The following is a 26598-nucleotide window of genomic DNA, read 5'->3' on the forward strand; positions in this document are numbered from 1 at the left end:
TACGGTATGAAGAGGGAACAGTTAAACCAAGGGATCAGTTAGTTCGTCAAGAAGGGATGTTACAATTGTTTTCGTTTCGTGGAGATGCACATAAAATCTATTTGAAGTTAAAGAGTAATGCGCGAAAGGACCGGACCTTCAAACATCTTAAGGAAATGGAAGAAGTGCGAAATATTCAACGTTTCTATAAAGGACTTGATACTTCAACATTAAAAGTCATTCATTATCGAATGTTAAAGGAAAAGAACGGTTCAGGAATCATTCCTATTCTCATCACAGCTATCCCCTGGTTTTTGTTTCTTGTATCAAACCAATTAGAAAAGTTTCTATTTGAAACAGGAAGTCTACACTGGTTAGTCTTTGGTATCGTTTATTTTACCTTGCTTTTCTTTAGTGTAATTCTTCATTTCCGTGAGAAGGCTTGGGCGTCGTTTCATATTCAAATGATTCTCGATATTTTGCAAGAACGAAAAGAAGCCGGAGAATGATGGGACCAAAAAAAGACGTGTAAATTCACACGTCTTTTTTGGTAGTGGATTGGGTTATTGTGACGTTTGTCCTCATGAGCGGAAAAACGATTCATGTTTTGTTAAAACACACATTAAAATAATAGATGGATTAGAGATAACGTTAAGAGTCCCATTATCACAGAAGAAAGTAACCCAACAAATAAGGGGCGTAGACCAACTGATTTTATCTTTTTAAAATCTGTACCAAGACCGACGCTTGCCATTACCATTAAGATTAAAAACTTCGCAACACTGTCTGTAATGTCCGTTAGTGATGTGGGCAGTGAGAATATTGTATTAACAGCTACTGCACCGGCAAAGAATAAAATAAACATTGGAAACACTTTGCTGACCTTGACCTTGTTGCTGCTTCTTTTTGCCTTCATAGAAATATAGAATGATAGAAGGAGGGTAACAGGAATAAGCATAAGTGTTCGAATTAATTTAATGACAACAGACGTATCACCAGCTGCATGACTATAACTATATCCTGCAGCTACCACAGAAGAAGTATCATGTATAGCAACCCCTGACCATAACCCAAATACTTCGTCAGTCATAGAAAAGACTTGTCCTAAAAGTGGATAGAATAGGACTGCTAACACATTAAAAGCAAAAATGGTATTGATCGCATATGCTGTTTCTTCCTCTTTTGCTCGAACAATTGGGCTCGATGTCACAATTGCTGTCGCCCCGCAAATAGCTGTTCCAAGGGATACTAAAATCGGAATATTGCCCTCAAGTTTAAATAGTTTCGCAAGGGTAAACGTAAATAAAATACCCGAGAGAACAGCTGCAACCACTAAAAGAATTGCTTCAAATCCAAGTTGAAAAATGCTCGCATAACTAAGTCCAAATCCAAGTAGAACGATTGCTACCTTTAGTAATGTCTTTAATGTATAAGAGATTCCCTCTGTAAAAACTGCAGGGATACCAAGGAAATTCCGAGCGAGAATTCCGATGATAATGGCGATAACTGCGCCACCGACTAAAGGAAAATCCTTTCCTAGTGAGTTAGCTAAAATACCTATAATTAAGACCAGGGCCACGCCTGGTAATTTGTTGCGAAATGAAATAGAAGTGCCGATAGATAGTGTATTTTTCTCATACGAAGATTGACGTACTTGTACATCTGCGTTGCTCACATCATTCATCCTTTACTTACATGTATAGATTGACTTATTCCATTTTACCATAGCTTATATATGTTGGAATAGAACTTATGTTTTTCTAAATTGTAAGATTTCACCTTTACTAGTAAAAAGGTGTCTTAGTATAATAAAAAAGTATCGCATTCTTACAATGTTGGATAAAATGACATCGAAAACCGACCCTTCACACCTCATGCATATTCCTCTATAATGAATTGTATTCAATAAAATAATGAAAAGCTCTTTAAACAAAAAAGAGGAAGTGACTACTCACTTCCAAACACGAACAGATAAAGAATAAGGAGCTAACACCACACTGTATAGTATGCAAGAAGTGCTACGGACATGTGGGGTATGTACACTGCGTCAAACGCACATTTTTGGTAGATTGAACTCCATTTCTAAAAACAATTTAAAAATAAAGGTGTTTTTTATGATTGAACAGGCGAAACAGGTTTTACAAACGTATTTTGGATACTCTTCTTTTCGGGCAGGTCAGGAGGATATTATCCAAAATATTTTACAAGGAAATGATACATTAGCAATCATGCCTACTGGTGGAGGTAAGTCACTGTGTTATCAAATTCCGGCATTGATCTTGGAAGGCACAACCATCGTCATTTCACCCTTAATCTCCTTAATGAAGGATCAAGTAGATACGTTGCACGGAGTAGGTATTTCAGCTACCTCTATCAATAGTAGTCTTTCACTACAGGAAATCCAGGAAAGAATCCAGGATGCACGTGCGGGCCGTTATAAAATTATTTACATTGCTCCTGAACGACTGGAATCCTCCCAATTCCGTTCCTTGCTTTCTTCATTACCTATCTCTATGATAGCTGTAGATGAGGCACATTGTATTTCTCAGTGGGGCCATGATTTTCGGCCGAGTTATCGAAATATCGATTATATGATTGCGGAACTACCTGCAAAACCAGTTGTTGCTGCATTAACAGCAACTGCCACACTGGAAGTGAAGGATGATATCTGTAATCAGCTTCAGATTGGTTCTGCCGATGTGTTTGTCACTGGATTTGCACGTGATAATTTAACGTTCAATGTTCTTAAGGGAGAAAACAAACGTGATTTTGTAAAGAGCTTTTTGAAAGAAAATAAGAATCAATCTGGTATTGTGTATGCTGCTACGCGTAGGGAGGTGGACGAGCTCCATTTTTCTCTAGAAAAAGAAGGTTTTTTAGTTGGAAAATACCATGCGGGACTTTCAGATGGAGAGCGTAAACAGGCACAGGAGGATTTCTTGTTTGATCATGTAAACGTAATGATCGCGACAAATGCGTTTGGGATGGGAATCGATAAAAGCAATGTGAGATATGTGATTCATTATAGTCTTCCGAAGAATATCGAAGCGTATTATCAGGAGGCTGGTCGAGCAGGGCGAGACGGAGAAAAAAGTGATTGCTATCTATTATTTGCGTCCCAAGATATCCAGCTTCAAAAATTTCTGATTGAGCAATCAACTATGGACGAAAGTAAAAAAGAAAAAGAATACCATAAGCTTCAACAAATGATTGATTTCTGTCATACGGAAAAATGTCTACAGACCTATATACTTGAATACTTCGGGGAAGATGAAAGTGTGGAATGTGGACGTTGTGTAAATTGTACAGATGACCGAGAAAAAATAGATGTAACGACGGAAGCACTAATGGTTTTTTCATGCATCAAACGAATGAAGGAACGTTATGGGAAAACACTAGTAGCCCAGGTGCTAAAGGGATCCAAGAATAAAAAGATTCAGGATTTCGGATTTACCTCATTATCCACCTATGGGTTGCTTAAACAGTATTCGGAAAAGCAAATAGTTGGGTTAATTGATTACTTAACTGCAGAAGGGTATGTCAAACTAACAAACTCGCAATACCCTGTTCTCGTTCTTGATGCGAAAGCTGTACCTGTTTTAAAAGGGGAAGAAAAGATTTATAAAAAAGAACAAGTAACAAAAAAACAGGTTGTAACTGATAATAATCTGTTTGAAATACTTCGTGAGGTTCGAAAGGGCATTTCTGCTCGTGATAATGTGCCACCATATATCGTTTTTTCAGATAGCACACTACGTGAAATGAGTGAAACAGCCCCAATGAATGAATCAGAAATGTTAGAGGTCAAAGGGGTTGCAGGGACCAAGATGGAACGCTATGGCGCCGATTTTCTTTCTGCGATTCGAAAGTATGTAGAGGAAAAAAATGTAGCAGTACAGTAATAAGTATGTAGTTGTGTAGCCTATTTTACCTAGGACAATTAACCATTCTCTCTCTCTAAGAATAGTTCTGTAAGGACTATTGTGTAAGAGGAGAGAGAATATGGATTATTACAACAATTCAAACGATATGCGACAAAAAACACTTGCATGGCACGAAACGTTAGAACTACATGAAATTGTGGCTTTTCAATCAATTGGACTTATAAAGCTTAAGGATGCAATCGGAAAGGTAGAAGACCCGCAATTAAAGGAGCTCTATGGACAAACCATCAAGGACTTAGAGGCAAATTTAAATGATTTACTAGTTTTCTATCCAATGGCTCCCCGGGGAGAAGTGGATGAAAGACGATTGGATAAGGCATTTTATGCAGGTGATTTATTAGCGTTTGCAAAAACAGCCGTTCGAAATTATGCCATTGCAATAACTGAAACAGCTACACCGCAATTACGTAATGTATTTACAAAGCATCTACAAAAGGCCATCAAATGTCATGCAAATGTCTATAACTATATGTATAAAAAGGGTTATTACCCGTCCTACGATTTTGAAAAGTTGCTGAACAATGATGTGGCATTAGCGCAAAAGGCTCTATCGATGAAATATTAGATAGCAATGGAAAAGGCACTTAGAATGAGGTGCCTTTTTCTATGTATTTTCGGAGAAACAAGCTTCGGATAAAAGAGCCCAAACGTGTCTCGTAAGAGTGTTCTAGGCTAATAATGGACAGAATACATCAAGCTTGAAACAGTTTTTCCATCCCTTGTTCACGCTTTAGTTGTTCTTCTTCCGTAGCCAAATCGTATTTCTTTAAAAGGTGAAACAACTCATTAAGTTCCGATTGCGTACGATCTCCTGTTAAAAATTCACCAGCAGCCTCAAATATTTCCTTCGGTAAAAAGCTGTCCTGACTTTTGAGTTTTTTGAATACATCCTCTTTTGAATGATCAAGATTACAAGTAGACATGAACAGACCTCCATATATTATGATAGTTTTCATTCTAGCATGTTTGATAAAGGATTAATATCGCAGTGTTTCATAAAAGTGACAAAGACCACATCATCAATACTCACCATTTGGTACAATGGGCAAAGACTAAACATGGAGGTACAGGAAATGGCATATTTTATCTGGCTCCTTCTTAATGGAATACTCATCATAAGTACATTGATTTACATTTGGATGTTTCGAACGCATGATTCTCAAATTGTTACCCTTGGACAGGTATTTGCACAAATTGCGATACTCTTTTTTATTGTGAATGTAAATATGTATTATATTTTTTTAGTTATTCGCAAAACTAGGGTAAGAAATGTGAAAATTACACTTGCTAAGCTCTCACGCCAGATGATGAAATCACATATTAAGCTAGCAGTGTTAGGGACAATACTGATTGTGTTTCATGGGGGAATAATGCTAGTAAAACTCGGAGAAGTAATTGGGTATACTCACGGTAAAATCATAAGCGGTTTTTTTTCTATCATGCTACTAGGAATTACACTTTTTGCAGGATATCTTCGGCATAAAAAGGCTTCGGGCCGCAGAAGAAAGTCTCATTATACATTTGCATTTCTGTTTGTATTTTCATTCTTATTGCACTTGTTTCTGCCAATTTGAACATAAAAAGACCGTCCACATTTCCGGTCTGGTTAGTCCCGCAACGAAGCGATTTAGAAGAGGTGGACGGCCTTACATTCAGTATATGTTTTGTCTAGGAACTTCATTCATTCCCTTTAATTAAATGTTTTTTAATGTTGAAATCATATCCTGTTTAATGTCAGCCCAGAGAGATTCATCAGATGTGATTTTACCTACAAATGATGTAATGAATTCTTTAAAGGCTGCTTCGTAATCAGGAGATTCTTTTGGTGGCACATTTGCTTTTAATTCGTCTGCAACTCTCTGTGCTTCTGGTGATCGAGGACCCCATTTTGCAACTTCTTCAAATTCTTTATTAACAAAAATGATAATTGGAATGGATCTAGCTGTACCATTTGTTAAATATTGATCCATCAATTCCAGATTTTCATCGCGAATTAAGTAGCGGGTTTCCATTAATGCTTCATCAGCTATACGCATTAAAATGGGAAGGTTCACCATTGCATCTCCACACCAATCAGCCGTAAGAACTACTGCTTTTAATTCTTTTTGTTGAAGTGCTTGGAGGAATTCTCTATCGGACTCTTCTAATTGAAATTCATTATATACCTTTAATAGGTTTTCTTTGTTGACTTGCATATGATGAATATAATCATGTTGATTCATGCCTTTTTCAAACCAAGATTGTAAGTTTGCCATATGTATTTCCACCTTTGTTTTTATAGTTGTTTGCATTTACTATAATTCAAAAGGGTAACAAATATCCACTAACTTGCTTAAGAAAGAAAGTCACTTACTGTTTCGTAATATACATAGGAATGCTGCAAAGGGAAATGGTGCATAATAGGGTCCTCTTCAATAAGAACATCAGTTAATACTGAATAGTCTCCATTTGAGGATGGCATTTCGGTTTGCTCCCATTTCCAACAAGCGCCGGAGAAGGTAATTTGATTCTCATTTATTAGTCTTATTTCATGTAACACACCGTTCAATTCCACAAACCCAATCCCGTTGCTCTCCTTGAGCTTTTGTAGGATCTCTTCTTTTGATAAGTTCATTAATTTGCACCCCCCTATTTCTGCTGTTAGTTTTTCCTAAAATGACCCAAATAAGCTATCCAAGTATTGCTATTCCTAAGGTTAATATTTGTCCTCTAAACGTGACAAAATAGTGTAGCCAAGGAATAGCGTAAACAAGGCGTATTTGATTCATGAGGAGTTGAATGTGAGTGAGATGGCAAAGGTCACTATTGGATTTACTTAAAAATAGAAAAGATAAGTCTATAGCACTTGCGATTGATACATCAACTAACCAGACACGTACCATCTTGATAAATAATATCATCAAATTTTTTGGTGAGATGATACCCGAAACACAACTCGTTCAGGCAGATTTTAAAATAAGAAGTATCACACCTATTCAAAATCCTAGTATCAAGTATTATACACATGGTAAGTCCTCATATACGGAGGTACTTGAATGGGCAGATCAAGAGAAGATAGATACACTTTTCTATATAACAGATGTAACAGGCTATTTTTATGAAGAACTAAATGTAAAAGCCGAGGTGTTTTGGCTGGTACCTGATGACTATGTTCCTAAGGTACCATTTGGGAAGGCAATAAAGGTAGCATAGAAAAGGTTGGCGTCTAGAATAAAATATTCTAGGCGTTTTTTCTTCTACATATTAGATTTTCCGAAATATTAAAAATCCTACTTGACGAATAGGTCTAAAGGAATTATATTTTAATACATTGATATAAAAGGGGGTTTATTCATATGAGTTTACTTGGTATTGTGAATATCGTGGCAATGGTCTTATTATTAGTTTTATTATTCTTCATGCAAAGAAAACACGTATCATTCTCAAAACGAGTATTTACAGCATTAGGTTTAGGGATTGTATTTGGTATTGTGCTACAACTCATCTATGGAATTGGTTCGGAGGTTATAACCGAGTCGATTAGTTGGTTTAATATTGTTGGGAATGGGTATGTAAAACTGTTACAAATGATTGTCATGCCACTTGTTTTTATCTCAATCGTGGCTGCTTTTACTAAGATGAAATTGGCGAACAATATTGGAAAAATTAGTGTTTTAATTATTGGGATTTTAATAGGTACCACTGCTGTCTCAGCTCTTGTTGCAATCGGTACAACAGTTGCATTTGATTTAGAAGCTTTCCAAATTGAAGCAGGAGAAGCAGAAACAGCCAGGGGAGCAGCGCTTGACGAAAGGTATGCTGGAATACAAGACAGAACGTTCCCGGATCAGATTGTTGATTTATTACCAGCTAACCCATTCTTAGACTTTACAGGTGCTCGTTCAACATCAACAATAGCCGTTGTTATTTTCGCGGCGTTTATCGGGATCGCTTTTCTAGGAGTAAGGAGAAAAGATCAAGAGAATGCAGAACTATTTGCTAAAATAATCGATGCGATTTACTCAGTTGTCATGCGCGTTGTGACATTAATCCTACGATTGACTCCTTATGGTGTATTAGCGATTATGACACGTGTGACAGCTACAAGTGATTATGCTGCCATCTTTAAGCTTGGTAAATTTGTTGTTGCATCCTATGTCGCACTATTAATCGTGTTTGCCATCCATCTTTTGTTACTAACGCTAGCAGGGTTGAATCCACTCACATATCTTAAAAAGGCATTCCCGGTATTAGCATTTGCATTCACATCACGTTCAAGTGCGGGTACATTACCGCTTAATATTAAGGCTCAAACAAATGACTTGGGTGTACCAGAAGGAATTGCAAACTTTGCAGGTTCATTTGGACTATCCATTGGTCAAAACGGATGTGCGGGTGTGTATCCAGCCATGCTTGCAATCATGATTGCTCCAACAGTCGGGATTAATCCGTTAGACCCGGCATTCATTTTCACAGTAGTTGTGATTGTTGCAATTAGTTCATTCGGTGTTGCTGGTGTAGGTGGGGGTGCAACATTTGCTGCCATCCTCGTATTATCTGCACTTGATTTACCTGTTGCATTGGCTGGTCTTCTAATCTCTGTTGAACCACTCATCGACATGGGTCGTACAGCACTTAACGTAAGTGGAAGTATGACAGCAGGTGTTCTAACAAGTAAGGTTACAAAAGAGCTAGATACAGAAGTTTACACAAGTCCAACACAAGAACTTGGTGCATAATAGAAAAGATAAGGCCCACTTTTGGGTCTTATTTTTTTATACTTTTTGTTCCTCATACCATGATACTATTTAGGAAATAGGGTTAGGAGATGATAGATTGGAAATTTTACTTGATCATGTTGTGCACTATGTGGAAGATCCATGGGAGGCGATGAAGTCATTTCGTAAGAGTGGTTTTCATACTACCAATGGCGGAAACCATGAAAGTTGGGGGACATATAATACATTGAGTTATTTTAAAAACCTTGCTTATATCGAATGGATTGGAATCAAGCATTTAGATGTAACGAGAGCATCGAATCACCCATTTAGTCAGCATCTCTTAGCCGATTATAAGTATGGGGAAGGTCTTTCCCACATTGCATTTCGAACTTCCTCTATAAAGGATGTTCAACTTGAACTTACACACAAAGGAATCAAAACAATTGGACCTTTTCCTGGCTCTAGGAAACGGCCAGATGGGACTCTCCTAAAATGGTCCATGCTCTTTATTGAACATACCTCTACTATGCCATTTTTTATCGAGTGGGGCGATGAGGATACTACGAGAGAGCAGGAACTAATTTCTAAAGAACTTTATGTACCAGATGGAAAGGAAATTACATACATCGGTTATTCGGTAAAAGATCCGGATAAAACTGCTGCCATTTGGGCTGAAACATTCAACGGAACTGTTAGTGATGCATTGATTCCTGGATATCAAGTTGAAGCTAAGAAAGTAAAATTTGATTCAATTGAAATCTTTTTTAGCATTACAAATCAATCAAAGAGGGAAAGGCCATATGTAATCGGTATTTCTCCAAGTAAGGAAAAATTACTACATCTGCATGGGGGGATGTATCAACTATACTAAAAAAACCAACCGTAACGTACGGTTGGTTTTTCATGCTTGGGCGTAACATGTAACTCTGTTTCATAATTTAATTTATATTGCCGCGGTAGATTTGAAAATCTTACACAACGAAAGCCCTACCTCTCTTTCGTCCTTTCGGCTCCGAAGCCGGTCCAGTGTGAATAAGTCTTTCTCAAATGTAAAAGATAAAACGAAAATTACTTTATCTATATATAAAAATTATGTTTTGAAGTTATAGGGAACAAAAATTAATTATATAACAATTAAATCACTTTGTCAAATTAACATTGAGGTGCTGTTTTCATGTCCTTTAAACATTTTATAAAGAAGAACCTGTTATACATTTATCTATTAGTAAGTCTTATTTGGATTGCTTCCTCTGAGGTATTGATCGATAGAATACCATCAGTTAACGATAACTATTTTCAAATTGGCAAAGGATTTCTTTTTGTTATATTTACTACAGTTCTTATCCACCTTATTATAAAAAAACATGATGCATATATCCGAGCATTAGAAGAGCAAAATGAATTATCAACTTTGATTAATGCTATGCCGGACTTTGTAAGTTTTAAAGATGGAAAAGGAAGATGGCTCCGCGTTAATAAATATGGGAAGGAACTTTATCATCTTCGGGAAGAAATTTTTAAAAATAAAACAGACCGTGAAATAGCGGAGTCTTATCCGGAATTTAAAGAAACATTATTACATAATTCACTTTCTGATGAGGAGGCTTGGGAAAAGGGAAGTACGACAAGAATCGAGGAATCTGTACCTATACCTGGTGGGGGGGTTAGAACTTTTGATGTCATTCGAGTGCCTCTTTATGAAGAAGGGCAAAGGTCGGGGCTTGTCACAATTGGAAGGGATATTTCAAACGTCAAAGCTGCTGAGGAACTAGCGCTACGAAGAGAAAAACTATCAGTTGTTGGTGAGCTAGCCGCAGGAATTGCCCATGAGATTCGAAACCCTCTTACAACCATTAAAGGGTTTGTCCAGTTGCAACGGGAAAAAAATGATTCCACCTCTCACATTTCTGATATTATTCTTTCTGAGCTAGACCGGATTAATCAAATTGTAAGCGAACTGCTGGTATTTTCGAAACCACAAAGTAAAATCATGAAAGAATTTGAAGTTGGGGAATTAATTGATTACGTCATTAAGCTCACATCACATGAAGCAATTCTTCACAATGTGGAAGTAACAGTAGAGAATGATGCAAAACACTCTATTCTTTATGGCGATATAAATGAATTAATTCAAGTACTAGTAAATGTGATAAAGAATTCAATAGATGCCATGCCAGATGGCGGACAGACTAAAATACGTACTCATATGAAACACGATACAATTTATATTGAAGTAATTGACACAGGTGTAGGGATTCCGGAGGAGAGACTTGAAAAAATTGGCGAGCCTTTTTTTACCTTAAAAGAGAAGGGAATGGGACTTGGACTCACGATGAGCAATAAAATTATTCAAGACCATAAGGGAACATTTACAATCAGGAGTAAGGTAGGATTTGGTACAAAAGTAATGATTTCTCTTCCAGTTTCAAAAAAGTAAAACCCCATAACTAGAAGGAGACTTTCATCTCCTTCTATATTTATGTTGGAATATCGTGATATTTTTGATAAATTTAAATTATCATAGTATTACTACTCTTTGGAGAAAACGGGAGGCTTTTATGTCTACAAAAGAAAATGTTCGTAAAATGAAAGAAAATATTGGAAAAGTCATTATTGGGAAAGATCATGTCATTGAACTAGTATTAAATTCACTTATCAATAAAGGTCATATTTTACTAGAAAGTGTACCAGGAACAGGGAAAACGATGCTTGCGAAAAGTTTTGCGAAATCTATTAGTGGTACGTTTAAACGGATACAATTTACACCGGATGTTCTTCCTAGTGATATTACAGGGATACAGTTCTTTAGCCCTAAGGAACAAGAGTTTCAACTGCGTCCTGGTCCAGTTATGACGAATATACTATTAGCAGACGAGATAAACCGTGCAACACCACGAACACAATCGAGCTTATTAGAAGTTATGGAGGAAAGACAAGTTACCATCGATGGTGAGACATTACGACTTCCTAGACCGTTTATTGTAATCGCAACCCAAAACCCAATTGAATCACAACAGGGGACATTTCCACTTCCAGAAGCTCAAATGGACCGTTTCTTTGTTCAGATTGATTTAGGCTATCCAAGCTTTGAAGAAGAAAAACAAATTATGAGAGCATATCGTCAAAATAATCCGATTGAGGACATTGTAGAGGTTCTATCAAAGGAAGAAATTGAAGCGATGCAAGAGGAAGTTCAACAGGTATCTCTTTCTGGTGATGTAGAGGACTATTTGCTGAAGTTAGTTCATGCAACAAGAGAACATGCAGATGTGGAGGTTGGTGTGAGTCCAAGGGGTGCTCTAGCGCTGATGAGGGCTGCCCAAGGTAAGGCATATCTAGAAGATAGGATGTTTGTAACACCAGAAGATATTAAATTTATGGCTCCATATGTAATCGCTCATCGACTTGTACTAACTATGGAGGGTTCATTGAAGAAAACCAATCGCCAGATTGTTCAAGAGCTACTTGCTACGGTTACCGTTCCGGTGGAAGCTGGAGCTGTTAAGTAATGAACTGGAAACGACAAATATCGATTGGAAATGAACTATCGTATTTATCCTTTCTTTCATCTGTCATGATTCTTGTAGGGATTATTTCACAAGTATTTTTACTTATTTTTGTTGGGGTTTTATTTTTAGTATTTGTCTACGCTAATAGATTTTATCTAAAACATATAGGTCATAAAATGGGCGTCTCAATCGACAAGGAATCTATCAAGCTATTTAAAGGTGAACAAAGTGAGTTTTCTCTCACTTTTAAGCAGGAGGGCCTTTTGCCCATTTTCAATGGGCAGATTCGGCTCACCGTTGATGATGTAATTGGCTTTCAGGATGAGCGTAAAATGTTAGAGACAGAACAGATCGAACTTTCATTGCCGATTACCCTTTTAGGTAGGCAATCCTATACCCTGACTCTTCCATTTGAAGGTCGGTTGAGGGGAGTAGCAAAGGTTCGTTCACTGGAGGTTAGAATTCCCCATTTATTTGGGTTTGGCGAAGTATACTTACATTATACGAAGCCATTAGACTATGAAACAATTATTTATTCGTCCCCTGAGACAGTCGGAGGAATTGAGAAAATCATCCCGAAAAATCAAGGTGACTACCGTATTCGTAGTTCTTATTATGAAGACAAGACTGCAATTGTTGGTACGAGAGGTTATGTTTCAACAGATCCGTTTAACCGGATTCATTGGAAGGCTAGTGCAAGGACAACGACTCTTCAAACAAAGCTTTTCGATAAAACAGCACAGTTTTCGTGGACTGTTATCATTAATGTACGTGAATCAAAGCTAGAACAGTATTTGAGTGGGTTAACGTACTTACTTGAAACTGCAACAGTAAAGAATATTCCATTTGAGGTTTTCGTAAATGTTAGAAGAGCTGGCAAAACACCTTTTATTCATTTACCCCTTGGAACGGGGAAGGAACATCTTGCAAAAGCATTAGAATTGATTGCTAGACTTAGTAAACATAGTGTTACGATACCGTTTCATTTTATGATTCATGGTATTCAAAGACAGCAGCTACTTTCACCTTATATAATTATGATTGGGGAGTTAGAGGAAAACGAACAACTCTTGTTGCGTGGTTTTGCAAGAAAAGGTGTGGGTTGTTTTACGCTTTTCGAGAATGAGGAAACAATCTACTTACAAAAAGCATCTGAGTGGGGGGCGGATTCCCGTGCGATTTAGTCTAGCTTTACTTAAGTCGTATCAGTATGTAATGGAGGTCATCCTTCTCTATATTGTAATGAACCTTTTATATATCCATACAGACATGCTACCGCCCATCCTGCCATTTCTTTTTCTTACAGGTGTGGGGGCAATCTTAATTACTCTTTTATTATCATTAATGAAGACAAATACTCCGTATGTATTTATCATGCTTGTAGTACCACTTCTTGCTCTTGTTAGTAGTGAAATGGGAGTAGGGTTTGGAGAAAGTCTCGTCATTGCAGCAGTCGTTTGTTACCGGGTAATCGTTCATTTTCATAAGACTCCAAAGTTAACAGAAGCAATGATCCTAAATGGGAGTCTACTGATTGGGGGTCTGATCTATTTTGCAGCACGTGTACAAGGATATATCTATAGCGATATTGTTTTGTATTTACTGCTTTCGCAATTGCTCTTCTTTTTTATCGGAAAAATTGGCAATAATGTGGTAAATAGTTCACTTGTCATGAAAAAAATAGACATGAGAAAGCAATCTTGGTCAGTCTTTGGTTTAATTAGTGGGTTGTTTGTAAGCGCAATAGCTTTAGCTGTTGTATTTCCAATTGTGTTTGCAAAAGTACTCTCACTAATTATGTCGATTGTTGGAAATGGGTTATATTTTATTTCAAGGCCACTTTTTAATGCAGTGGAGGATATTGATTCTTCAAGAAGGACCTCAGGAGAAAGTGTGGGAACGTTAAATTGGGAAGACACTGAGCAGAAAAATCCGTTTCTCGCGGCTCTTGGGAGTTTTGATATCTGGTTTTACCTTTCTATTATTGGTCTAATTATCCTGGCTCTACTAGTATTTTTAGTAGCTAGAAAGAGATTTATAAAGGAACCCATAGCGGTTGTGGAAGCATATGAGTATTCGACTGTGACCGAATCTATTTCAACAACTTCACGAAAGTGGATAAGACCAAAGCGTCAAACTCCTCAAGCGAAAGTTCGTAAACTACTTCTTGAACTAGAAGTGCTCGCGTCGCAGTACGATTTAGGCAGATACCATTATGAGAGTGTAACAGAATGGTTGGGACGAACCAATTTTCTAGATACACGTCTTACAGAGATGTACGGGAGAGTCAGATATGGCGATGAAGAATTATCTACAGAAGAAAACCTGGCTTGCGAGGAAATTGTGAAACAACTGAAAGAAAAAATAAAGAGTCTGAAGAGGACGAAGAGAAAATAGTGGATTAAAAAAAGAACCTAGCGGATAGGTTCTTTTTCGTTCTATTAAAACTCGTTTATTTCTTCTTCTTTTTTTGTTTTTTAGGTGTTCCTCCAATTTCCTCACCAAATTCCTCGTTATGAGACACGTTTGGGTTTGCAACTTCTTGGCTAACCTTGTTTTGTCTACCTTTTTTTGCCATTATCTAACAACCTCCTTTCCAACAATACTTCGATAAATAGTATGTCTCACTATCATATAAATGATGAACATGAAATAGACCCAAATATACGATTCGGGTCTTTGCTATTGTGAAAGTGAGAAGGGTTACACACTCTGCTTACTGTTTTCTTTTATTACCATTTCAACAGCCTCAGCTACAGAATCAACTATATAATTTGCTTCCTTTTTTACCAGTTCATGTGCATGGCTCATGACATAACTATAAGGCGTTAATTGAAACATTGGGATATCGTTAAAAGAATCACCGATACAAGCAATTTCATCTGGGTTTAAAGATAGATCCTCCAGTAGCTTTTTAATTGCATTCCCCTTACTAATTTGTTTTGGCATAATATCCAAAACATGCTTTTCTGAAATGTATAAATCTATTTCATCCATAAATTCATTTGAAAGTTTTTGGTGAATAGCGAAAATATCATTTTCAAGTCCAATTAAGGTAATCTTTGATGGTTTGATTTCGTTAAATTTCGTCCCGATTTCTCCGTCAATGATAATGGGGTGGAACATCCTTTTTTGAATATCCTCGACATACTCATTGTTTTCATGTGTGAAATTTGTATCATAATTGCAGACAATTGTTACGAATCTAGGATCTAATACCTTTTGATAAATGCGTTCGGCAATTTCTGATGAGAATGTACGGGAAAAAATCGACTTCTCATCAATAGTTGATGCAAATGCTCCATTTTGACTAATTCGATGAAATTTTTGTCCGATTGATTTTAAGACTTCTTTTATTTCAGTATCCATTCTACCCGTTGCGATGCTTATTTGAAGTCCACTTTGTAAAGCTTGATTTAAGGCTTTTGCGTCTTTAGGTTTAACGGTATTGTCTTCTTGTAGTAGTGTCCCGTCTAAATCACTTACAATCAGTTTAATCATGCTAACACCTCTATGTTTTGTTTTTTTATAGGTGAATTTCAATATTGTGCCATTATACATGAAATCTAAAAAGAATTGTACCTTTACACTTTCTACTATTGTCAACATCATCCAAAAACAATTTTTGTAAGCCTTTTATAATTGACTTACACCTTAAATGATTAGTAAGATATATGGGTTAAGTTAGTTATAAGTATTAAGGAGCTGGGAATTAGTATGGAATCCTATAAAGTAAAGAAAGTATTAAATAATAATGTACTTATAGCGGCCCACTCCAACTTTCAAGAGGTTGTTTTAATCGGCAAAGGTATTGGTTTTGGAAAGAAGCAGGGTGAAGAAATTTCTCCAGATAAAGCTGAGAAAATTTTTGTTTTAAAAAATCAAAAAGAACAAGAACAATATAAAATGCTCGTTTCTCAAGTTGACGAAGATTTTATTGAAGTGATGAATGATGTCATACATCATATTAAAAGTAGAGTCGAAGGTCAGCTTAATGAGCATATACATATTGCATTAACGGATCACCTTTCTTTTGCAATAAAGAGAATGGAGCAGGGATTAGATTTTTCGAACCCATTCCTGATTGAAACAAAAACATTATATCCTACCGAATATGAGATAGCGGAGGAAGTTGTCCAAATTCTTTATACCAAAATAGGGGTCTTGCTTCCAGAAGGTGAGATAGGCTTTATTGCCTTACACATTCATAGTGCTATTTCAAATCGAACTCTATCTGAGGTTAATCAACACTCTCAGTTAATCGGACAAATCATTGCAATCATTGAAAAATCATTGAATGTCTCTTTGGATCGGGATAGCATCAATTTCTTAAGGCTAATCCGCCATTTACGGTATACCATTGAACGGGTAAAATCAGGGGAAATTATTGAAGAACCTGAGAGCTTAAAAAAAGTCTTGAAACAAGAATATCCAATATGCTATAATCTGTCCTGGAAAGTGATTAAGGTGATGCAACAAGCATTGAAGACAAAGGTTTATGATGCAGAGGCGGTGTACTTGACCATGCATCTTCAACGGATTGTAACCAAAAACAAATAAATTCTTACGTGTTACTGATACGATCAGGCATGAGTTTATAATGATTGAAATCATGTATCTAGGGTAATCTATCCCTATACATATTTCGTCATTATTTGCTCATGCCTTTTTTATTTTAATGCGTGTATCACAGAAAAATAAAAAGGAGGTATATTTGTGTTTAAAAACATATTTGGCACACTACAAAAGGTCGGAAAAGCATTGATGCTACCGGTTGCTATCCTTCCAGCTGCTGGTATATTGATGGCTTTTGGTAATGCTTTTCAGAACCCAAATTTAATAAAGCGCTTGCCATTTCTTGAAACAGATTGGATTCAACTTGTTGCGACTGTTATGGAGCAAGCGGGAGGAATTGTCTTTGATAATCTCGCCCTTTTATTTGCTGTTGGTGTAGCAATCGGCTTAGCAGGTGGAGAAGGAGTTGCCGGATTAGCAGCATTTATAGGATATCTTATTTTAAATGTTACAATGGGGGTTGTTTTAAATGTCTCCTCAAAAGTAACGATAACGGGTCAAGATCCTGTTACAACTGGATTTTCAGATCCTTCATATGCATATATTTTAGGTATACCTACCCTGCAAACGGGTGTCTTTGGGGGTATTATCGTTGGTATACTCGCAGCCTATATGTATAATAAGTTTTATACAATAGAATTACCTTCATATTTAGGGTTTTTTGCAGGTAAGCGTTTTGTTCCTATTGTCACAGCTGTATCTGCTTTGATTTTAGGATTACTCATGATTATTATTTGGCCGCCAATTCAATCGGGTCTTAATGCTTTTTCTCATTTTATGGTGGATTCAAATCGTACCTTATCGGCTTTCATTTTTGGGGTTATTGAACGTGCATTAATACCTTTTGGCTTGCATCACATATTCTATTCCCCATTCTGGTTCGAATTTGGACAATATACCAATGCTGCTGGAGAATTAATTCGCGGAGATCAAAAAATCTTCTTCGAACAAATCAGAGATGGTGTTGAGTTAACAGCAGGTACATTTATGACTGGGAAATTTGTATTCATGATGTTTGGATTACCTGCTGCAGCATTAGCTATTTACCATGAAGCCCGACCAGAACAAAAGAAAATGGTCGCAGGGATTATGGGTTCTGCAGCATTAACATCATTTTTAACTGGGATTACAGAACCACTAGAATTCTCATTCCTATTTGTTGCTCCAGTACTATTCGGAATACATACGATTTTTGCTGGACTATCATTCATGACCATGCATTTATTGGATGTGAAGATTGGAATGACCTTCTCGGGTGGAGTGATAGATTTCCTATTATTCGGAGTTTTACCAGGTAGAACTGATTGGTGGTTAGTCATTCCTGTCGGCTTAATCCTTGCTTTGATATATTACTTTGGTTTCCGTTTTGCAATCCGTAAATTTAACCTTAAGACTCCTGGTCGTGAGGATGTTACAGCGGATGCAGTAGAAACAAAAGCTGCAGCAAAATCAGGAGATCTTCCATACAATATTCTTCAAGCAATGGGAGGAAAGCAAAATATTGCACACCTTGATGCTTGTATAACAAGATTACGTGTAGGTGTTAATGACAGTAAGCAAGTGGATAAGGATCGACTAAAAAGTTTGGGTGCTTCTGGGGTCTTAGAGATTGGGAATAATATTCAAGCGATTTTTGGGCCCAAATCAGATACGTTAAAATCTCAGATAAAAGATATAATGGATGGCAAAGTTCCGACTCCAAGTAATGTATCACCAGAAATAGAAGTGAAGGAGCAGGTTGAAGATGTCATGCCTGATCCATTAGAAAATAATCTTGGTCTTGATGAATTTGTTTCGCCTCTTAAAGGTGAAATACACCCAATAACAGACGTACCGGACGCAGTCTTTTCGGGCAAAATGATGGGTGATGGATTTGCGATTCTCCCAAGTGAAGGATTAGTTGTAGCACCTGCTGCAGGAAAGATTGTAAATCTGTTTCCTACAAAGCATGCGATTGGTCTTGAGACTCAGAATGGTAGAGAAATTTTAATTCATTTTGGTATTGATACAGTTAACTTAAAAGGAGAAGGGTTTGAGGCATTGGTTACCCAAGGGGACGATGTTGAAAAAGGACAACCTCTCCTAAAAGTTGATATAAATTATGTAAAACAACATGTACCATCTTTAATGACTCCAATTGTCTTTACGAATTTAAAAGAAGGCAAACAAATCACCATTAACAAGCAAGGTACTGTTGAAGCAAAACAAGAAAATATTATTTCAATTACACAATAAAGGAGAAATGCAAAATGGCAGAAAAAACGTTTAAAATTACGAGTGAATCAGGAATACATGCACGTCCAGCAACTATTTTAGTACAAGCAGCCGGACAATATAACTCAGATATTCATTTAGAATATAATGGGAAGTCCGTTAACTTGAAATCAATTATGGGTGTTATGTCCCTTGGTGTTGGTCAGGGTGCAGAAGTGAAAATTGTTGCTGAAGGTTCAGATGAAGATGCAGCACTTGCAGCTCTAACAGAAACTATTCAAAAAGAAGGACTTGGTGAATAATGTCAACAATCATAAAAGGAATTGCTGCTTCAGCAGGAATTGCAATAGCAAAAAGCTTTCGATTAGAGCATCCTGATTTAACTGTAGAAAAACAAATAATCAGTGACAAAGATGCTGAAATCAAACGCTTTGATGAAGCAGTAAACCAATCAAAAGAAGAATTAGAAGCTATAAAAAATCGTGCGAATGAAGAACTAGGGGAAGACAAAGCTGCAATTTTCTCCGCTCATCTTCTCGTTTTAAGTGATCCTGAGCTTATTTCACCAATTAAAGATAAAATAAGCTCAGAAGGTGTAAATGCTGAATTCGCTTTACATGAAGTTGCATCTATGTTCATTACGATGTTTGAAGGAATGGAAAACGAATATATGGCAGAACGTGCTGCAGATATTCGTGATGTTACAAAACGCGTATTAGCACATCTTTTGGGTGTTACAATCTCAAATCCAAGTATGATTTCAGAAGAAGTCATTATAATCGCAGAGGACTTAACTCCTTCTGACACAGCTCAACTAAACCGCAATTATGTTAAAGGTTTTACAACTGATATAGGTGGACGTACTTCACACTCTGCTATTATGGCAAGATCTATGGAGATTCCAGCAGTAGTGGGTACAAAAAAAGTCACCTCAGACATTGAAAATGGCGTGATGGTCATTGTAGATGGACTCGATGGGGATGTTATTGTTAATCCTTCAGAAGAAGTGTTAACTCAGTACCGTCAAAAGAAAGAGCAATATGAAGCACAAAAGGCAGAATGGGCAAAATTAAAAAATGAAAAAACTGTCACAAGCGATGGGCAACATGTAGAGCTTGCAGCAAATATCGGAACACCAGAAGATGTAAAGGGAGTTTTAGAAAACGGTGGAGAAGCGATTGGGCTATATAGAACAGAGTTCTTGTACATGGGCCGTGATCAACTACCTACAGAAGAAGAGCAATACGAATCTTACAAAACGGTTCTTGAAAAAATGGAAGGAAAGCCAGTTGTTGTTCGTACTCTTGATATTGGAGGGGATAAAGAACTTCCATACTTAAACCTACCAAAGGAAATGAACCCGTTCTTGGGCTTTAGAGCAATTCGTCTTTGCTTAGAGGAACAGGATATTTTCCGTACCCAGCTACGAGCTTTACTAAGAGCTAGTGTACACGGCAATTTAAAAATCATGTTCCCTATGATTGCTACACTTGATGAGTTTAGACAAGCAAAAGCAATTTTACTTGACGAAAAAGAAAAGCTTATTGCAAATGGAACTTCAGTTTCTGATTCAATTGAAATTGGAATTATGGTTGAAATTCCGTCAACTGCTGTATTGGCGGATCAATTCGCGAAAGAAGTTGACTTCTTTAGTATTGGAACAAATGACTTAATTCAATATACAATGGCTGCTGATCGTATGAATGAGCGGGTGTCTTACCTTTATCAGCCATATTCACCATCCATCCTACGCCTCGTTTCAATGGTTATTGAAGCAGCTCATAAAGAAGGCAAATGGACAGGTATGTGTGGAGAAATGGCAGGAGACGCAATTGCAATTCCAATCCTTTTAGGACTTGGACTAGATGAATTTAGTATGAGTGCAACATCTATCTTGCCTGCACGTACTCAAATTAAAAAGCTATCTAAAGCAGAGATCGAAAGCTTTAAAGATAAGATTCTTTCTATGAGTACAACAGAAGAGGTTGTGGAGTTTGTTAAAGCAAATTTCATGAACTAAAAATAAAAACGAGTCTGACTTTATTAGAGTTAGACTCGTTTTCTTTATGCTTGCTTGAAAGGATTTTTCCATTCCATTAATAATCCATAATTACAGGATTCTTCATCCTCGAGATAGTTTTCAATGAGTTGTACAGGAGTACGACCACAGCGTAGTAAGAATGTTATTACTGGGTCTTTTAATGCACCATCAACTACTTTTTCAATGTAAGTTTGAGCACTCATATCTTCTGCATGCTTCGCATATCCGGAAATTCGTCCACCACCCAGTAATCGATCGAGATTTAAATGTACAACAACCTCGTACATCGACTGCATCAACCATTTTCCTAAGCCATATTTACGGTAAGCGGGACTCACGCATATATCAACGATATATAAAGTGTTCCCATTGGTTGTGTGATTTCGAATATATCCGTTATCTGTGATTTCTTCCCACGTATGCTGTGGATGGTCTGGGTCAAAAGGAACAATTAAACCTGTCATTGAACCACATATTCTTCCATCAATTTCAACACAAAGGGCACCTGCAGGGAAACGTGTCACATGATTATGTAATTGTTCTTTATTCCACCATAATTCAGAAGGAAATGGTGGGGGAAAGCTTTCTTGTTGAACGCGAATTAGGTCATCAAAATCATTCTCACCATAGTTACGGATTACTGCTTTTTTAGGTTTATTCTCAGCAAAAACATATACTTCTTTATGAAACATGCTATCACCTCACATCCACATTTTACGTTACATTTTAGAGGATGAGAAGCAAAACTATTCACATTTTTGGTTGGTGACAAAAAATGCCTCCACTACATCTTCAAGTAAGGCAGGTTCGGGCTGTTCACCAGTAAAAGAAAATGGTAACTCTTTTACAAATTCACCTTCTCGATACACATGGACAGCTCCTCTTTGATTAATAACACTATATTCTGTTTCAAAACGATAGCCATCACGTTCAATTGCTCCCATATAATCTCTCCTTTTAAATTTGGTTTTTTACTTATACGAAATGTACATATTTTTCACAAAACATGACAATTTAATTCATAAGGAGGTAGTTACCCATGCAAAGAAATGATCGAGATTATCATGCACGAGATCCGCATTTTGATGGAAGATATGAAGGGGTTATAAATGATGACAAAGGCGGGGAAAAGATGGGAGTACGATCTGATGTGAATCCCGAGAATCTGACTCAGCCCAAAAACCCTTTTCATATAAAACCTGAAGTTGATAAAGAAATGAAGAAGTTTGGTGAGTTTTTCGAAGGGGACAAGTAAGAAACATCAAGAAACCAGCAACTTTTTCTAGTTGCTGGTTTCTTTTAATTTTATGGTTATTTTAGAACCAAGCAGCTCCAACGATGATTAATAGAATGAACAATACTACAATCAACGCAAAACCTGATCCAAAACCGTAGCCGCCACCACCATAACCGTAGCCGCCGTATCCATATCCTCCGTATCCACAATAGCCCATTTTACATCTCCCTTTCTTCTTTTATTATTAATCTTCAAAATTAATTAAAGAATTTAATACACATATGCAGCTCCAACAATGATCAATAGAATGAACAATACAACAATCAAAGCAAAGCCTGCTCCATATCCTGCGCCTTTTCCTCCACTCATTTAGAACACCTCCATATCTATTTGTTATATCCTATGGAAAGTACACAGTTTTCGTAAGGTACAAATCCCCAATTTTCCTATATTTTTTAAAAAGATTCTTTCTCTACATTGACAAGCTATCTTTTAGATGTGACTATTTTTAGATATGATATGATAAAACAAAAAGGGGATGAAAAAATGGATCATTCAAATATTTCACAAGAGAATACAGTAGTGGGTTTTATTGGAACAGGTGTAATGGGGAAAAGTATGGCTGGACACATTCTTTCAAAGGGATACAAGGTACTCGTTTATACTCGTACAAAGGAAAAAGCAGTTGACCTTGTCGATCAGGGTGCAGTTTGGAAACAGTCAGTTGCAGAGCTTGCTAAAGAAGCGGATATCGTGATCACGATGGTTGGATATCCATATGATGTGGAAGAAGTGTATGTAGGAGAGAATGGTCTTTTAGCGAATGCGAAGCCAGGTACATATTTTATTGATATGACAACCTCAACACCTTCCCTGGCTGTAAAAATATATGAACAGGCGAAGCAAAAAGGAATGTACTCATTAGATGCACCAGTTTCTGGTGGGGATATTGGGGCAAAGGAAGCACGATTGGCCATAATGGTCGGTGGAGATAAAGAAGTATTTGACGCTTGTACACCTCTCCTTGAAATGATGGGACAAAATATCGTCTATCAAGGACAAGCTGGGTCCGGACAACATACAAAGATGTGTAATCAAATTGCGATTGCATCCAATATGATCGGTGTTAGTGAAGCAATGGCTTATGCTAAAAAATCTGGATTAGATCCTGAAACAGTGTTAAAAAGTATTTCTACTGGAGCGGCGGGTAGTTGGTCCCTAAGTAACTTGGCACCAAGGATGATTGCAGGAGATTTTGAACCTGGTTTCTTTATTAAGCATTTTATTAAGGATATGGGGATTGCACTTGAGGAAGCAAATGCTATGGGAATGGAAACGCCTGGACTAAAGCTTGCGAAAAAAATGTATGATGAATTGGCTGAGAAGGGAGAAGAGAATAGCGGAACACAAGCTTTATACAAACTATGGGACTAATAGTAAGTCACTATTTAAATCCAACTCTCTAAAGATAATTTTATATAATTTATAGCAGTACGACGGAACGATACTCTTAGAATGGAGTATCGTTTTTAAACTTTAAACGAATCCCAAATTGACAATGAGAATCGCATTTTAACTATATTATTTACATTAGATTGCGTTTCATCTTTCAATCGGAGGACATTGTGCTTTTGAATCGACTTGAAGATCTATTCCTTTAATGGAACAAAAGCTAGTTTCGTTAAGATTAGGTTGATTCGATGAGTTATTTTGCATATATTGGATATATACGCCTCTGTAGCTCTAGAAGGGAAGAGCGCCGGAAAACATTGTAGAACCGGGTCGCAAGGCAAGGGTTTCAGAAGCACCGAAAAGCAACTAAGCTGAGACAGGTGAAATTCCTGTCGGTGAAATTCCGTAGGGAAGCGTGTTCTCCCCTAGCCTATGCTTACGAAAGGAGTACGGGTTCGAATCCCGTCAGAGGCTTTTTCTCATAACTTATTCATTGCAACTTGTAAAACGATAAGACGAGTAGAAATGGTATAGAAAATCCCCGATAGGCAGACAATAACTATGATTATTTTCTAAGGGGGTACAAATACCATGGCTAAACGTACGAAAAAGAATGATCCTGAGCAGAAAAATAAAAAAGGTTTTGATTCAGCTGTAACTGACTCTGAATTTGGTAAAGAATTTGGCAGTCATGCTGCAAATCAAATGCATAAGAAAAAAGCGAAAAAAGAAAAGGCTTCTAAAAATGATGGAAAATATCAAGGTGGACTTTAATAAATAAGTAAATATACTGTATCAACAATCCAGGTTCTAAAACTGAACCTGGATTTTTTTTATAAAAAATGAAATGTCGAAATTGGAAATTGAACTTTGCCGAATTTTCTTTAAAATTGTTTAAAACAGGTCTTTCTACCTATGGATATGGGTTGAAGCCTAAATTAATGTAATAGTATAGTAAAATTCTGGGTTAAGCATATATTTTACCTTCTACAAAAGAATCTAAGGTCCTTTATATATATATCGTTTTTGTACAAAAAAATAATCAGTAGGGAGAGGGGGAATCACATGAAAACAGAAAATCAGGTAAGTGTGTTGCCCGAACACTTATCCCACGGACAGGCTGCTGTAAATCTTGTATTAACAGTAACTGTTAATGGGAAAATTCTATATGTTTCAAATAATTGTGAGGAGACTCTTGGTTATGCAAAGGAAACGGTAATCGGAACTTCTATTAAAGATATCATTCATGATGATGATCGCTTTATGCTGGAAAGTTTCCTTTTTAATAAACAAAGTAGCCTAACCTGTACATTAAGGGTTAAGAGAACGACTAGCGAGTATATCTGGTTTGAAACAACAATTGAACCTATCTATCACACTAGTTCCACTACCTATGATGAGGTTCTTTTAAAAATGAAATTGATCGTAGAGTCTTCAAATTGTACTGACGCTGATGATGGTACTCATACGAGTCTTATTTCAAAAATGATTCCAAATGTTGAGATGAGCCCGGATCAATTATTAGATGCTTCCGTTATTCTTGATGAGGCGCCATTCCCGATCATTATTTCTAAGTTGGGTCGGATCGTTTATATAAACAAAGAACTAATATCTTTATTGGAAATTAAAAAGCCACAAGAGGTAATCGGAAACTCTATACATCAGCTTATCGATCATGAATTTCACGAGGTGGTTACAAAACGAATCCAACAGTTACAGAATGGTTTTCGTGTTGGAATTATCGAACAAAAGTGGAAAAAAGAGAACAAGAAAGATATTTTCGTTGAGGTAAAGGAAGTCCCACTCTATGTGAATGATGAGATATATGAATACATTGTTTTACACGATATTTCTTCACGTAAATCATTTCATGATATCATTCATCGAAGTCGCGAAAGATACCAACGAATTGTACAAAATTCAATCGATACAATTGCTGTTATTTTTCAGAATAACTGGGTCTTTATTAATGACTCAGGGGTAAAAATGTTTGGGGCAAATAGCTACACTGAAATGTTAGGTAAAAACATATATACATTTCTACATCCAGAAAATCACCAACAAGTTAGAGATTTTATTGATATTGTACATGCGGAAAAAAAGGAAATTAATTTTAGTAAACAGTCATGGTACACATTGAAGGGAACTCAGGTATACACGGAATTAATCGGAATTCCAACCACCTACTTTGGCGAGTCTGCGGTACAGGTTATCATTCGTGATATTTCAGATCGAATTAAAGCAGAGGAGTTAATGATTAAATCTGAAAAACTGTCAATTGCCGGACAGCTTGCAGCAGGAATTGCGCATGAAATAAGAAATCCCTTAACAGCAATAAAAGGATTTTTGCAATTATTTAATGCTGAAATAAAAGATAGACAGAATTACTTTGACATTATTTTTTCCGAATTAAATAGAATTGAATTGATTCTAAGTGAGCTTTTGTTACTAGCGAAACCATCTGAGGTTAAGTATAAAAATAAAGATATTCGAACGATATTACGTGATGTAATTACATTACTTGATACCCAAGCGAATCTACAAAACATTCAAATAAATATTGATTTTGCAAATGAGGATTCTATCATCACGTGTGACGAGAATCAGATCAAACAGGTGTTTATAAACCTTATCAAAAACTCGATCGATGCGATGGAGAATGGGGGAAATATTTTTATTCGAACTGTTGTAACGAAAGATTCCATTTATACCTTTTTCATTGATGAGGGTTGTGGAATTCCGAGCACCATTTTGGATCGCGTTGGAGAGCCCTTTTATACGACGAAAGAAAAAGGGACTGGGCTTGGACTTATGGTCAGTTATAATATAATTGAAAACCATAATGGGAAAATATCCGTAGATAGCAAAGAGGATGAAGGAACTACCTTCGAAATCATGCTGCCAAGAGTAATTGAAAAAACGATGTAACCAAAACTTGGTCCCATCG

General features: G+C 36.8%; 28 protein-coding genes and 1 pseudogene. 19 read left to right on the plus strand and 10 right to left on the minus strand.

Annotated features, from left to right (window positions below; all coding sequences use genetic code 11):
* Positions 1-56: 56 nt before the first annotated feature.
* Positions 57-488, plus strand: coding sequence for a hypothetical protein (locus ACWNMY_RS18970; RefSeq protein ID WP_449539809.1), 432 nt, complete (start codon positions 57-59; stop codon positions 486-488).
* A gap of 113 nt (positions 489-601) precedes the next feature.
* Here the strand turns inward: ACWNMY_RS18970 and ACWNMY_RS18975 are convergent, their stop codons facing one another.
* Positions 602-1654 carry a YeiH family protein gene (locus ACWNMY_RS18975; protein WP_449539810.1) on the minus strand — a complete coding sequence of 351 codons (1053 nt, stop codon included), beginning with the start codon at positions 1652-1654 and terminating at the stop codon, positions 602-604.
* A gap of 439 nt (positions 1655-2093) precedes the next feature.
* Here ACWNMY_RS18975 and recQ point away from each other — a divergent pair, with 439 nt between their 5' ends.
* Both recQ and ACWNMY_RS18985 read left to right on the plus strand, forming a co-directional pair.
* Positions 2094-3881 (plus strand): DNA helicase RecQ, encoded by a 1788-nt coding sequence (recQ, locus tag ACWNMY_RS18980; RefSeq protein ID WP_449539811.1) that lies wholly within the window; start codon positions 2094-2096, stop codon positions 3879-3881.
* A gap of 100 nt (positions 3882-3981) precedes the next feature.
* On the plus strand, positions 3982-4488 hold the full coding sequence (locus ACWNMY_RS18985) for a spore coat protein (protein ID WP_449539812.1): 507 nt from the start codon (positions 3982-3984) through the stop codon (positions 4486-4488).
* 127 nt (positions 4489-4615) lie between these two features.
* Here the strand turns inward: ACWNMY_RS18985 and ACWNMY_RS18990 are convergent, their stop codons facing one another.
* Complete coding sequence (locus tag ACWNMY_RS18990; RefSeq protein ID WP_449539813.1) at positions 4616-4846, minus strand: hypothetical protein; 231 nt, start codon at positions 4844-4846, stop codon at positions 4616-4618.
* Positions 4847-4996: 150 nt separating this feature from the next.
* Here ACWNMY_RS18990 and ACWNMY_RS18995 point away from each other — a divergent pair, with 150 nt between their 5' ends.
* Positions 4997-5497: a hypothetical protein gene (locus ACWNMY_RS18995; protein ID WP_449539814.1), complete on the plus strand. Its 501-nt coding sequence runs from the start codon at positions 4997-4999 to the stop codon at positions 5495-5497.
* 120 nt (positions 5498-5617) lie between these two features.
* Here ACWNMY_RS18995 and ACWNMY_RS19000 read toward each other — a convergent pair whose 3' ends face one another.
* Positions 5618-6178, minus strand: a complete 561-nt coding sequence (locus ACWNMY_RS19000; protein WP_449539815.1) for a thioredoxin family protein — start codon at positions 6176-6178, stop codon at positions 5618-5620.
* A gap of 77 nt (positions 6179-6255) precedes the next feature.
* On the minus strand, positions 6256-6537 hold the full coding sequence (locus ACWNMY_RS19005; protein WP_449539816.1) for a hypothetical protein: 282 nt from the start codon (positions 6535-6537) through the stop codon (positions 6256-6258).
* A 170-nt stretch (positions 6538-6707) separates the two neighbouring features.
* On the opposite strand from ACWNMY_RS19005, the gene ACWNMY_RS19010 reads away from it, so the two are divergent.
* The 7 genes from ACWNMY_RS19010 to ACWNMY_RS19040 all read left to right on the plus strand — a co-directional run bounded on the left by ACWNMY_RS19010 (position 6708) and on the right by ACWNMY_RS19040 (position 14529).
* On the plus strand, positions 6708-7115 hold the full coding sequence (locus ACWNMY_RS19010; protein WP_449539817.1) for a VWA-like domain-containing protein: 408 nt from the start codon (positions 6708-6710) through the stop codon (positions 7113-7115).
* A gap of 143 nt (positions 7116-7258) precedes the next feature.
* Positions 7259-8641 (plus strand): L-cystine transporter, encoded by a 1383-nt coding sequence (locus tag ACWNMY_RS19015; protein WP_449539818.1) that lies wholly within the window; start codon positions 7259-7261, stop codon positions 8639-8641.
* 97 nt (positions 8642-8738) lie between these two features.
* Positions 8739-9494 carry a VOC family protein gene (locus ACWNMY_RS19020; protein ID WP_449539819.1) on the plus strand — a complete coding sequence of 252 codons (756 nt, stop codon included), beginning with the start codon at positions 8739-8741 and terminating at the stop codon, positions 9492-9494.
* A gap of 303 nt (positions 9495-9797) precedes the next feature.
* Complete coding sequence (locus ACWNMY_RS19025) at positions 9798-11060, plus strand: ATP-binding protein (RefSeq protein ID WP_449539820.1); 1263 nt, start codon at positions 9798-9800, stop codon at positions 11058-11060.
* 121 nt (positions 11061-11181) lie between these two features.
* Positions 11182-12132 carry an AAA family ATPase gene (locus tag ACWNMY_RS19030; RefSeq protein ID WP_449539821.1) on the plus strand — a complete coding sequence of 317 codons (951 nt, stop codon included), beginning with the start codon at positions 11182-11184 and terminating at the stop codon, positions 12130-12132.
* On the plus strand, positions 12132-13316 hold the full coding sequence (locus ACWNMY_RS19035) for a hypothetical protein (protein WP_449539822.1): 1185 nt from the start codon (positions 12132-12134) through the stop codon (positions 13314-13316). Before ACWNMY_RS19030 ends, ACWNMY_RS19035 begins: the two co-directional genes overlap by 1 nt.
* Positions 13306-14529: a hypothetical protein gene (locus ACWNMY_RS19040; protein ID WP_449539823.1), complete on the plus strand. Its 1224-nt coding sequence runs from the start codon at positions 13306-13308 to the stop codon at positions 14527-14529. Before ACWNMY_RS19035 ends, ACWNMY_RS19040 begins: the two co-directional genes overlap by 11 nt.
* Positions 14530-14584: 55 nt before the next feature.
* On the opposite strand, the gene ACWNMY_RS19045 is transcribed toward ACWNMY_RS19040, so the two are convergent.
* Together ACWNMY_RS19045 and ACWNMY_RS19050 are read right to left on the minus strand one after the other, a co-directional pair.
* Entirely contained in the window at positions 14585-14710 is a 126-nt protein-coding gene (locus ACWNMY_RS19045; protein WP_449539824.1) for a hypothetical protein, read from the minus strand.
* 125 nt (positions 14711-14835) lie between these two features.
* Positions 14836-15633, minus strand: coding sequence for an HAD family hydrolase (locus ACWNMY_RS19050; RefSeq protein ID WP_449539825.1), 798 nt, complete (start codon positions 15631-15633; stop codon positions 14836-14838).
* A gap of 216 nt (positions 15634-15849) precedes the next feature.
* Between ACWNMY_RS19050 and glcT the strand changes: the two genes are divergently transcribed.
* From glcT to ptsP, 4 genes are all read left to right on the plus strand, one after another.
* Positions 15850-16692 (plus strand): glucose PTS transporter transcription antiterminator GlcT, encoded by an 843-nt coding sequence (glcT, locus tag ACWNMY_RS19055; protein WP_449539826.1) that lies wholly within the window; start codon positions 15850-15852, stop codon positions 16690-16692.
* Between the two features lie 156 nt (positions 16693-16848).
* Complete coding sequence (gene ptsG / locus ACWNMY_RS19060) at positions 16849-18942, plus strand: glucose-specific PTS transporter subunit IIBC (RefSeq protein ID WP_449539827.1); 2094 nt, start codon at positions 16849-16851, stop codon at positions 18940-18942.
* A 14-nt stretch (positions 18943-18956) separates the two neighbouring features.
* Positions 18957-19223 (plus strand): phosphocarrier protein HPr, encoded by a 267-nt coding sequence (locus ACWNMY_RS19065; protein WP_449539828.1) that lies wholly within the window; start codon positions 18957-18959, stop codon positions 19221-19223.
* Positions 19223-20941: a phosphoenolpyruvate--protein phosphotransferase gene (ptsP, locus tag ACWNMY_RS19070; RefSeq protein ID WP_449539829.1), complete on the plus strand. Its 1719-nt coding sequence runs from the start codon at positions 19223-19225 to the stop codon at positions 20939-20941. Before ACWNMY_RS19065 ends, ptsP begins: the two co-directional genes overlap by 1 nt.
* Positions 20942-20985: 44 nt before the next feature.
* Here the strand turns inward: ptsP and ACWNMY_RS19075 are convergent, their stop codons facing one another.
* The gene (locus ACWNMY_RS19075) at positions 20986-21654 is read right to left on the minus strand and encodes a GNAT family N-acetyltransferase (RefSeq protein WP_449539830.1); all 669 of its coding nucleotides are present in this window, start codon (positions 21652-21654) and stop codon (positions 20986-20988) included.
* Between the two features lie 54 nt (positions 21655-21708).
* The gene (locus ACWNMY_RS19080; RefSeq protein ID WP_449539831.1) at positions 21709-21906 is read right to left on the minus strand and encodes a DUF5370 family protein; all 198 of its coding nucleotides are present in this window, start codon (positions 21904-21906) and stop codon (positions 21709-21711) included.
* A 95-nt stretch (positions 21907-22001) separates the two neighbouring features.
* On the opposite strand from ACWNMY_RS19080, the gene ACWNMY_RS19085 reads away from it, so the two are divergent.
* A complete protein-coding gene (locus ACWNMY_RS19085; RefSeq protein WP_449539832.1) occupies positions 22002-22217 on the plus strand; it encodes a hypothetical protein in 216 nt (71 codons plus the stop codon).
* Positions 22218-22278: 61 nt separating this feature from the next.
* Here ACWNMY_RS19085 and ACWNMY_RS19090 read toward each other — a convergent pair.
* Both ACWNMY_RS19090 and ACWNMY_RS19095 read right to left on the minus strand, forming a co-directional pair.
* Positions 22279-22362: pseudogene (locus ACWNMY_RS19090) on the minus strand (YjcZ family sporulation protein); the annotation flags it as partial.
* 107 nt (positions 22363-22469) lie between these two features.
* Positions 22470-22568, minus strand: a complete 99-nt coding sequence (locus ACWNMY_RS19095) for a YjcZ family sporulation protein (RefSeq protein ID WP_449539833.1) — start codon at positions 22566-22568, stop codon at positions 22470-22472.
* A gap of 177 nt (positions 22569-22745) precedes the next feature.
* Here ACWNMY_RS19095 and ACWNMY_RS19100 point away from each other — a divergent pair, with 177 nt between their 5' ends.
* The 3 genes from ACWNMY_RS19100 to ACWNMY_RS19110 all read left to right on the plus strand — a co-directional run bounded on the left by ACWNMY_RS19100 (position 22746) and on the right by ACWNMY_RS19110 (position 26579).
* Entirely contained in the window at positions 22746-23633 is an 888-nt protein-coding gene (locus tag ACWNMY_RS19100; protein WP_449539834.1) for an NAD(P)-dependent oxidoreductase, read from the plus strand.
* A gap of 609 nt (positions 23634-24242) precedes the next feature.
* The gene (locus tag ACWNMY_RS19105; protein WP_449539835.1) at positions 24243-24425 is read left to right on the plus strand and encodes a hypothetical protein; all 183 of its coding nucleotides are present in this window, start codon (positions 24243-24245) and stop codon (positions 24423-24425) included.
* Positions 24426-24716: 291 nt separating this feature from the next.
* Positions 24717-26579, plus strand: a complete 1863-nt coding sequence (locus tag ACWNMY_RS19110) for a PAS domain S-box protein (protein WP_449539836.1) — start codon at positions 24717-24719, stop codon at positions 26577-26579.
* Positions 26580-26598: the final 19 nt, after the last annotated feature.

The organism is Ferdinandcohnia sp. Marseille-Q9671, from assembly GCF_976954385.1.

What these genes read in the sequence shown, in the direction of transcription:
- recQ (WP_449539811.1), top strand. Translation starts at nt 2,094, where the DNA reads ATGATTGAACAGGCGAAACAGGTTTTACAAACGTATTTTGGATACTCT.
- ACWNMY_RS19110 (WP_449539836.1), top strand. Translation starts at nt 24,717, where the DNA reads ATGAAAACAGAAAATCAGGTAAGTGTGTTGCCCGAACACTTATCCCAC.
- ACWNMY_RS19080 (WP_449539831.1), bottom strand. Translation starts at nt 21,906, where the DNA reads ATGGGAGCAATTGAACGTGATGGCTATCGTTTTGAAACAGAATATAGT.
- ACWNMY_RS19065 (WP_449539828.1), top strand. Translation starts at nt 18,957, where the DNA reads ATGGCAGAAAAAACGTTTAAAATTACGAGTGAATCAGGAATACATGCA.
- ACWNMY_RS19000 (WP_449539815.1), bottom strand. Translation starts at nt 6,178, where the DNA reads ATGGCAAACTTACAATCTTGGTTTGAAAAAGGCATGAATCAACATGAT.
- ACWNMY_RS19005 (WP_449539816.1), bottom strand. Translation starts at nt 6,537, where the DNA reads ATGAACTTATCAAAAGAAGAGATCCTACAAAAGCTCAAGGAGAGCAAC.
- glcT (WP_449539826.1), top strand. Translation starts at nt 15,850, where the DNA reads ATGGAATCCTATAAAGTAAAGAAAGTATTAAATAATAATGTACTTATA.
- ACWNMY_RS19095 (WP_449539833.1), bottom strand. Translation starts at nt 22,568, where the DNA reads ATGAGTGGAGGAAAAGGCGCAGGATATGGAGCAGGCTTTGCTTTGATT.
- ACWNMY_RS19045 (WP_449539824.1), bottom strand. Translation starts at nt 14,710, where the DNA reads ATGGCAAAAAAAGGTAGACAAAACAAGGTTAGCCAAGAAGTTGCAAAC.
- ACWNMY_RS19035 (WP_449539822.1), top strand. Translation starts at nt 12,132, where the DNA reads ATGAACTGGAAACGACAAATATCGATTGGAAATGAACTATCGTATTTA.
- ACWNMY_RS19105 (WP_449539835.1), top strand. Translation starts at nt 24,243, where the DNA reads ATGGCTAAACGTACGAAAAAGAATGATCCTGAGCAGAAAAATAAAAAA.
- ACWNMY_RS18990 (WP_449539813.1), bottom strand. Translation starts at nt 4,846, where the DNA reads ATGTCTACTTGTAATCTTGATCATTCAAAAGAGGATGTATTCAAAAAA.
- ACWNMY_RS19015 (WP_449539818.1), top strand. Translation starts at nt 7,259, where the DNA reads ATGAGTTTACTTGGTATTGTGAATATCGTGGCAATGGTCTTATTATTA.
- ACWNMY_RS19100 (WP_449539834.1), top strand. Translation starts at nt 22,746, where the DNA reads ATGGATCATTCAAATATTTCACAAGAGAATACAGTAGTGGGTTTTATT.
- ACWNMY_RS18995 (WP_449539814.1), top strand. Translation starts at nt 4,997, where the DNA reads ATGGCATATTTTATCTGGCTCCTTCTTAATGGAATACTCATCATAAGT.
- ptsP (WP_449539829.1), top strand. Translation starts at nt 19,223, where the DNA reads ATGTCAACAATCATAAAAGGAATTGCTGCTTCAGCAGGAATTGCAATA.
- ACWNMY_RS18970 (WP_449539809.1), top strand. Translation starts at nt 57, where the DNA reads ATGTTACAATTGTTTTCGTTTCGTGGAGATGCACATAAAATCTATTTG.
- ACWNMY_RS18985 (WP_449539812.1), top strand. Translation starts at nt 3,982, where the DNA reads ATGGATTATTACAACAATTCAAACGATATGCGACAAAAAACACTTGCA.
- ACWNMY_RS19085 (WP_449539832.1), top strand. Translation starts at nt 22,002, where the DNA reads ATGCAAAGAAATGATCGAGATTATCATGCACGAGATCCGCATTTTGAT.
- ACWNMY_RS19075 (WP_449539830.1), bottom strand. Translation starts at nt 21,654, where the DNA reads ATGTTTCATAAAGAAGTATATGTTTTTGCTGAGAATAAACCTAAAAAA.
- ACWNMY_RS19030 (WP_449539821.1), top strand. Translation starts at nt 11,182, where the DNA reads ATGTCTACAAAAGAAAATGTTCGTAAAATGAAAGAAAATATTGGAAAA.
- ACWNMY_RS19050 (WP_449539825.1), bottom strand. Translation starts at nt 15,633, where the DNA reads ATGATTAAACTGATTGTAAGTGATTTAGACGGGACACTACTACAAGAA.
- ACWNMY_RS19025 (WP_449539820.1), top strand. Translation starts at nt 9,798, where the DNA reads ATGTCCTTTAAACATTTTATAAAGAAGAACCTGTTATACATTTATCTA.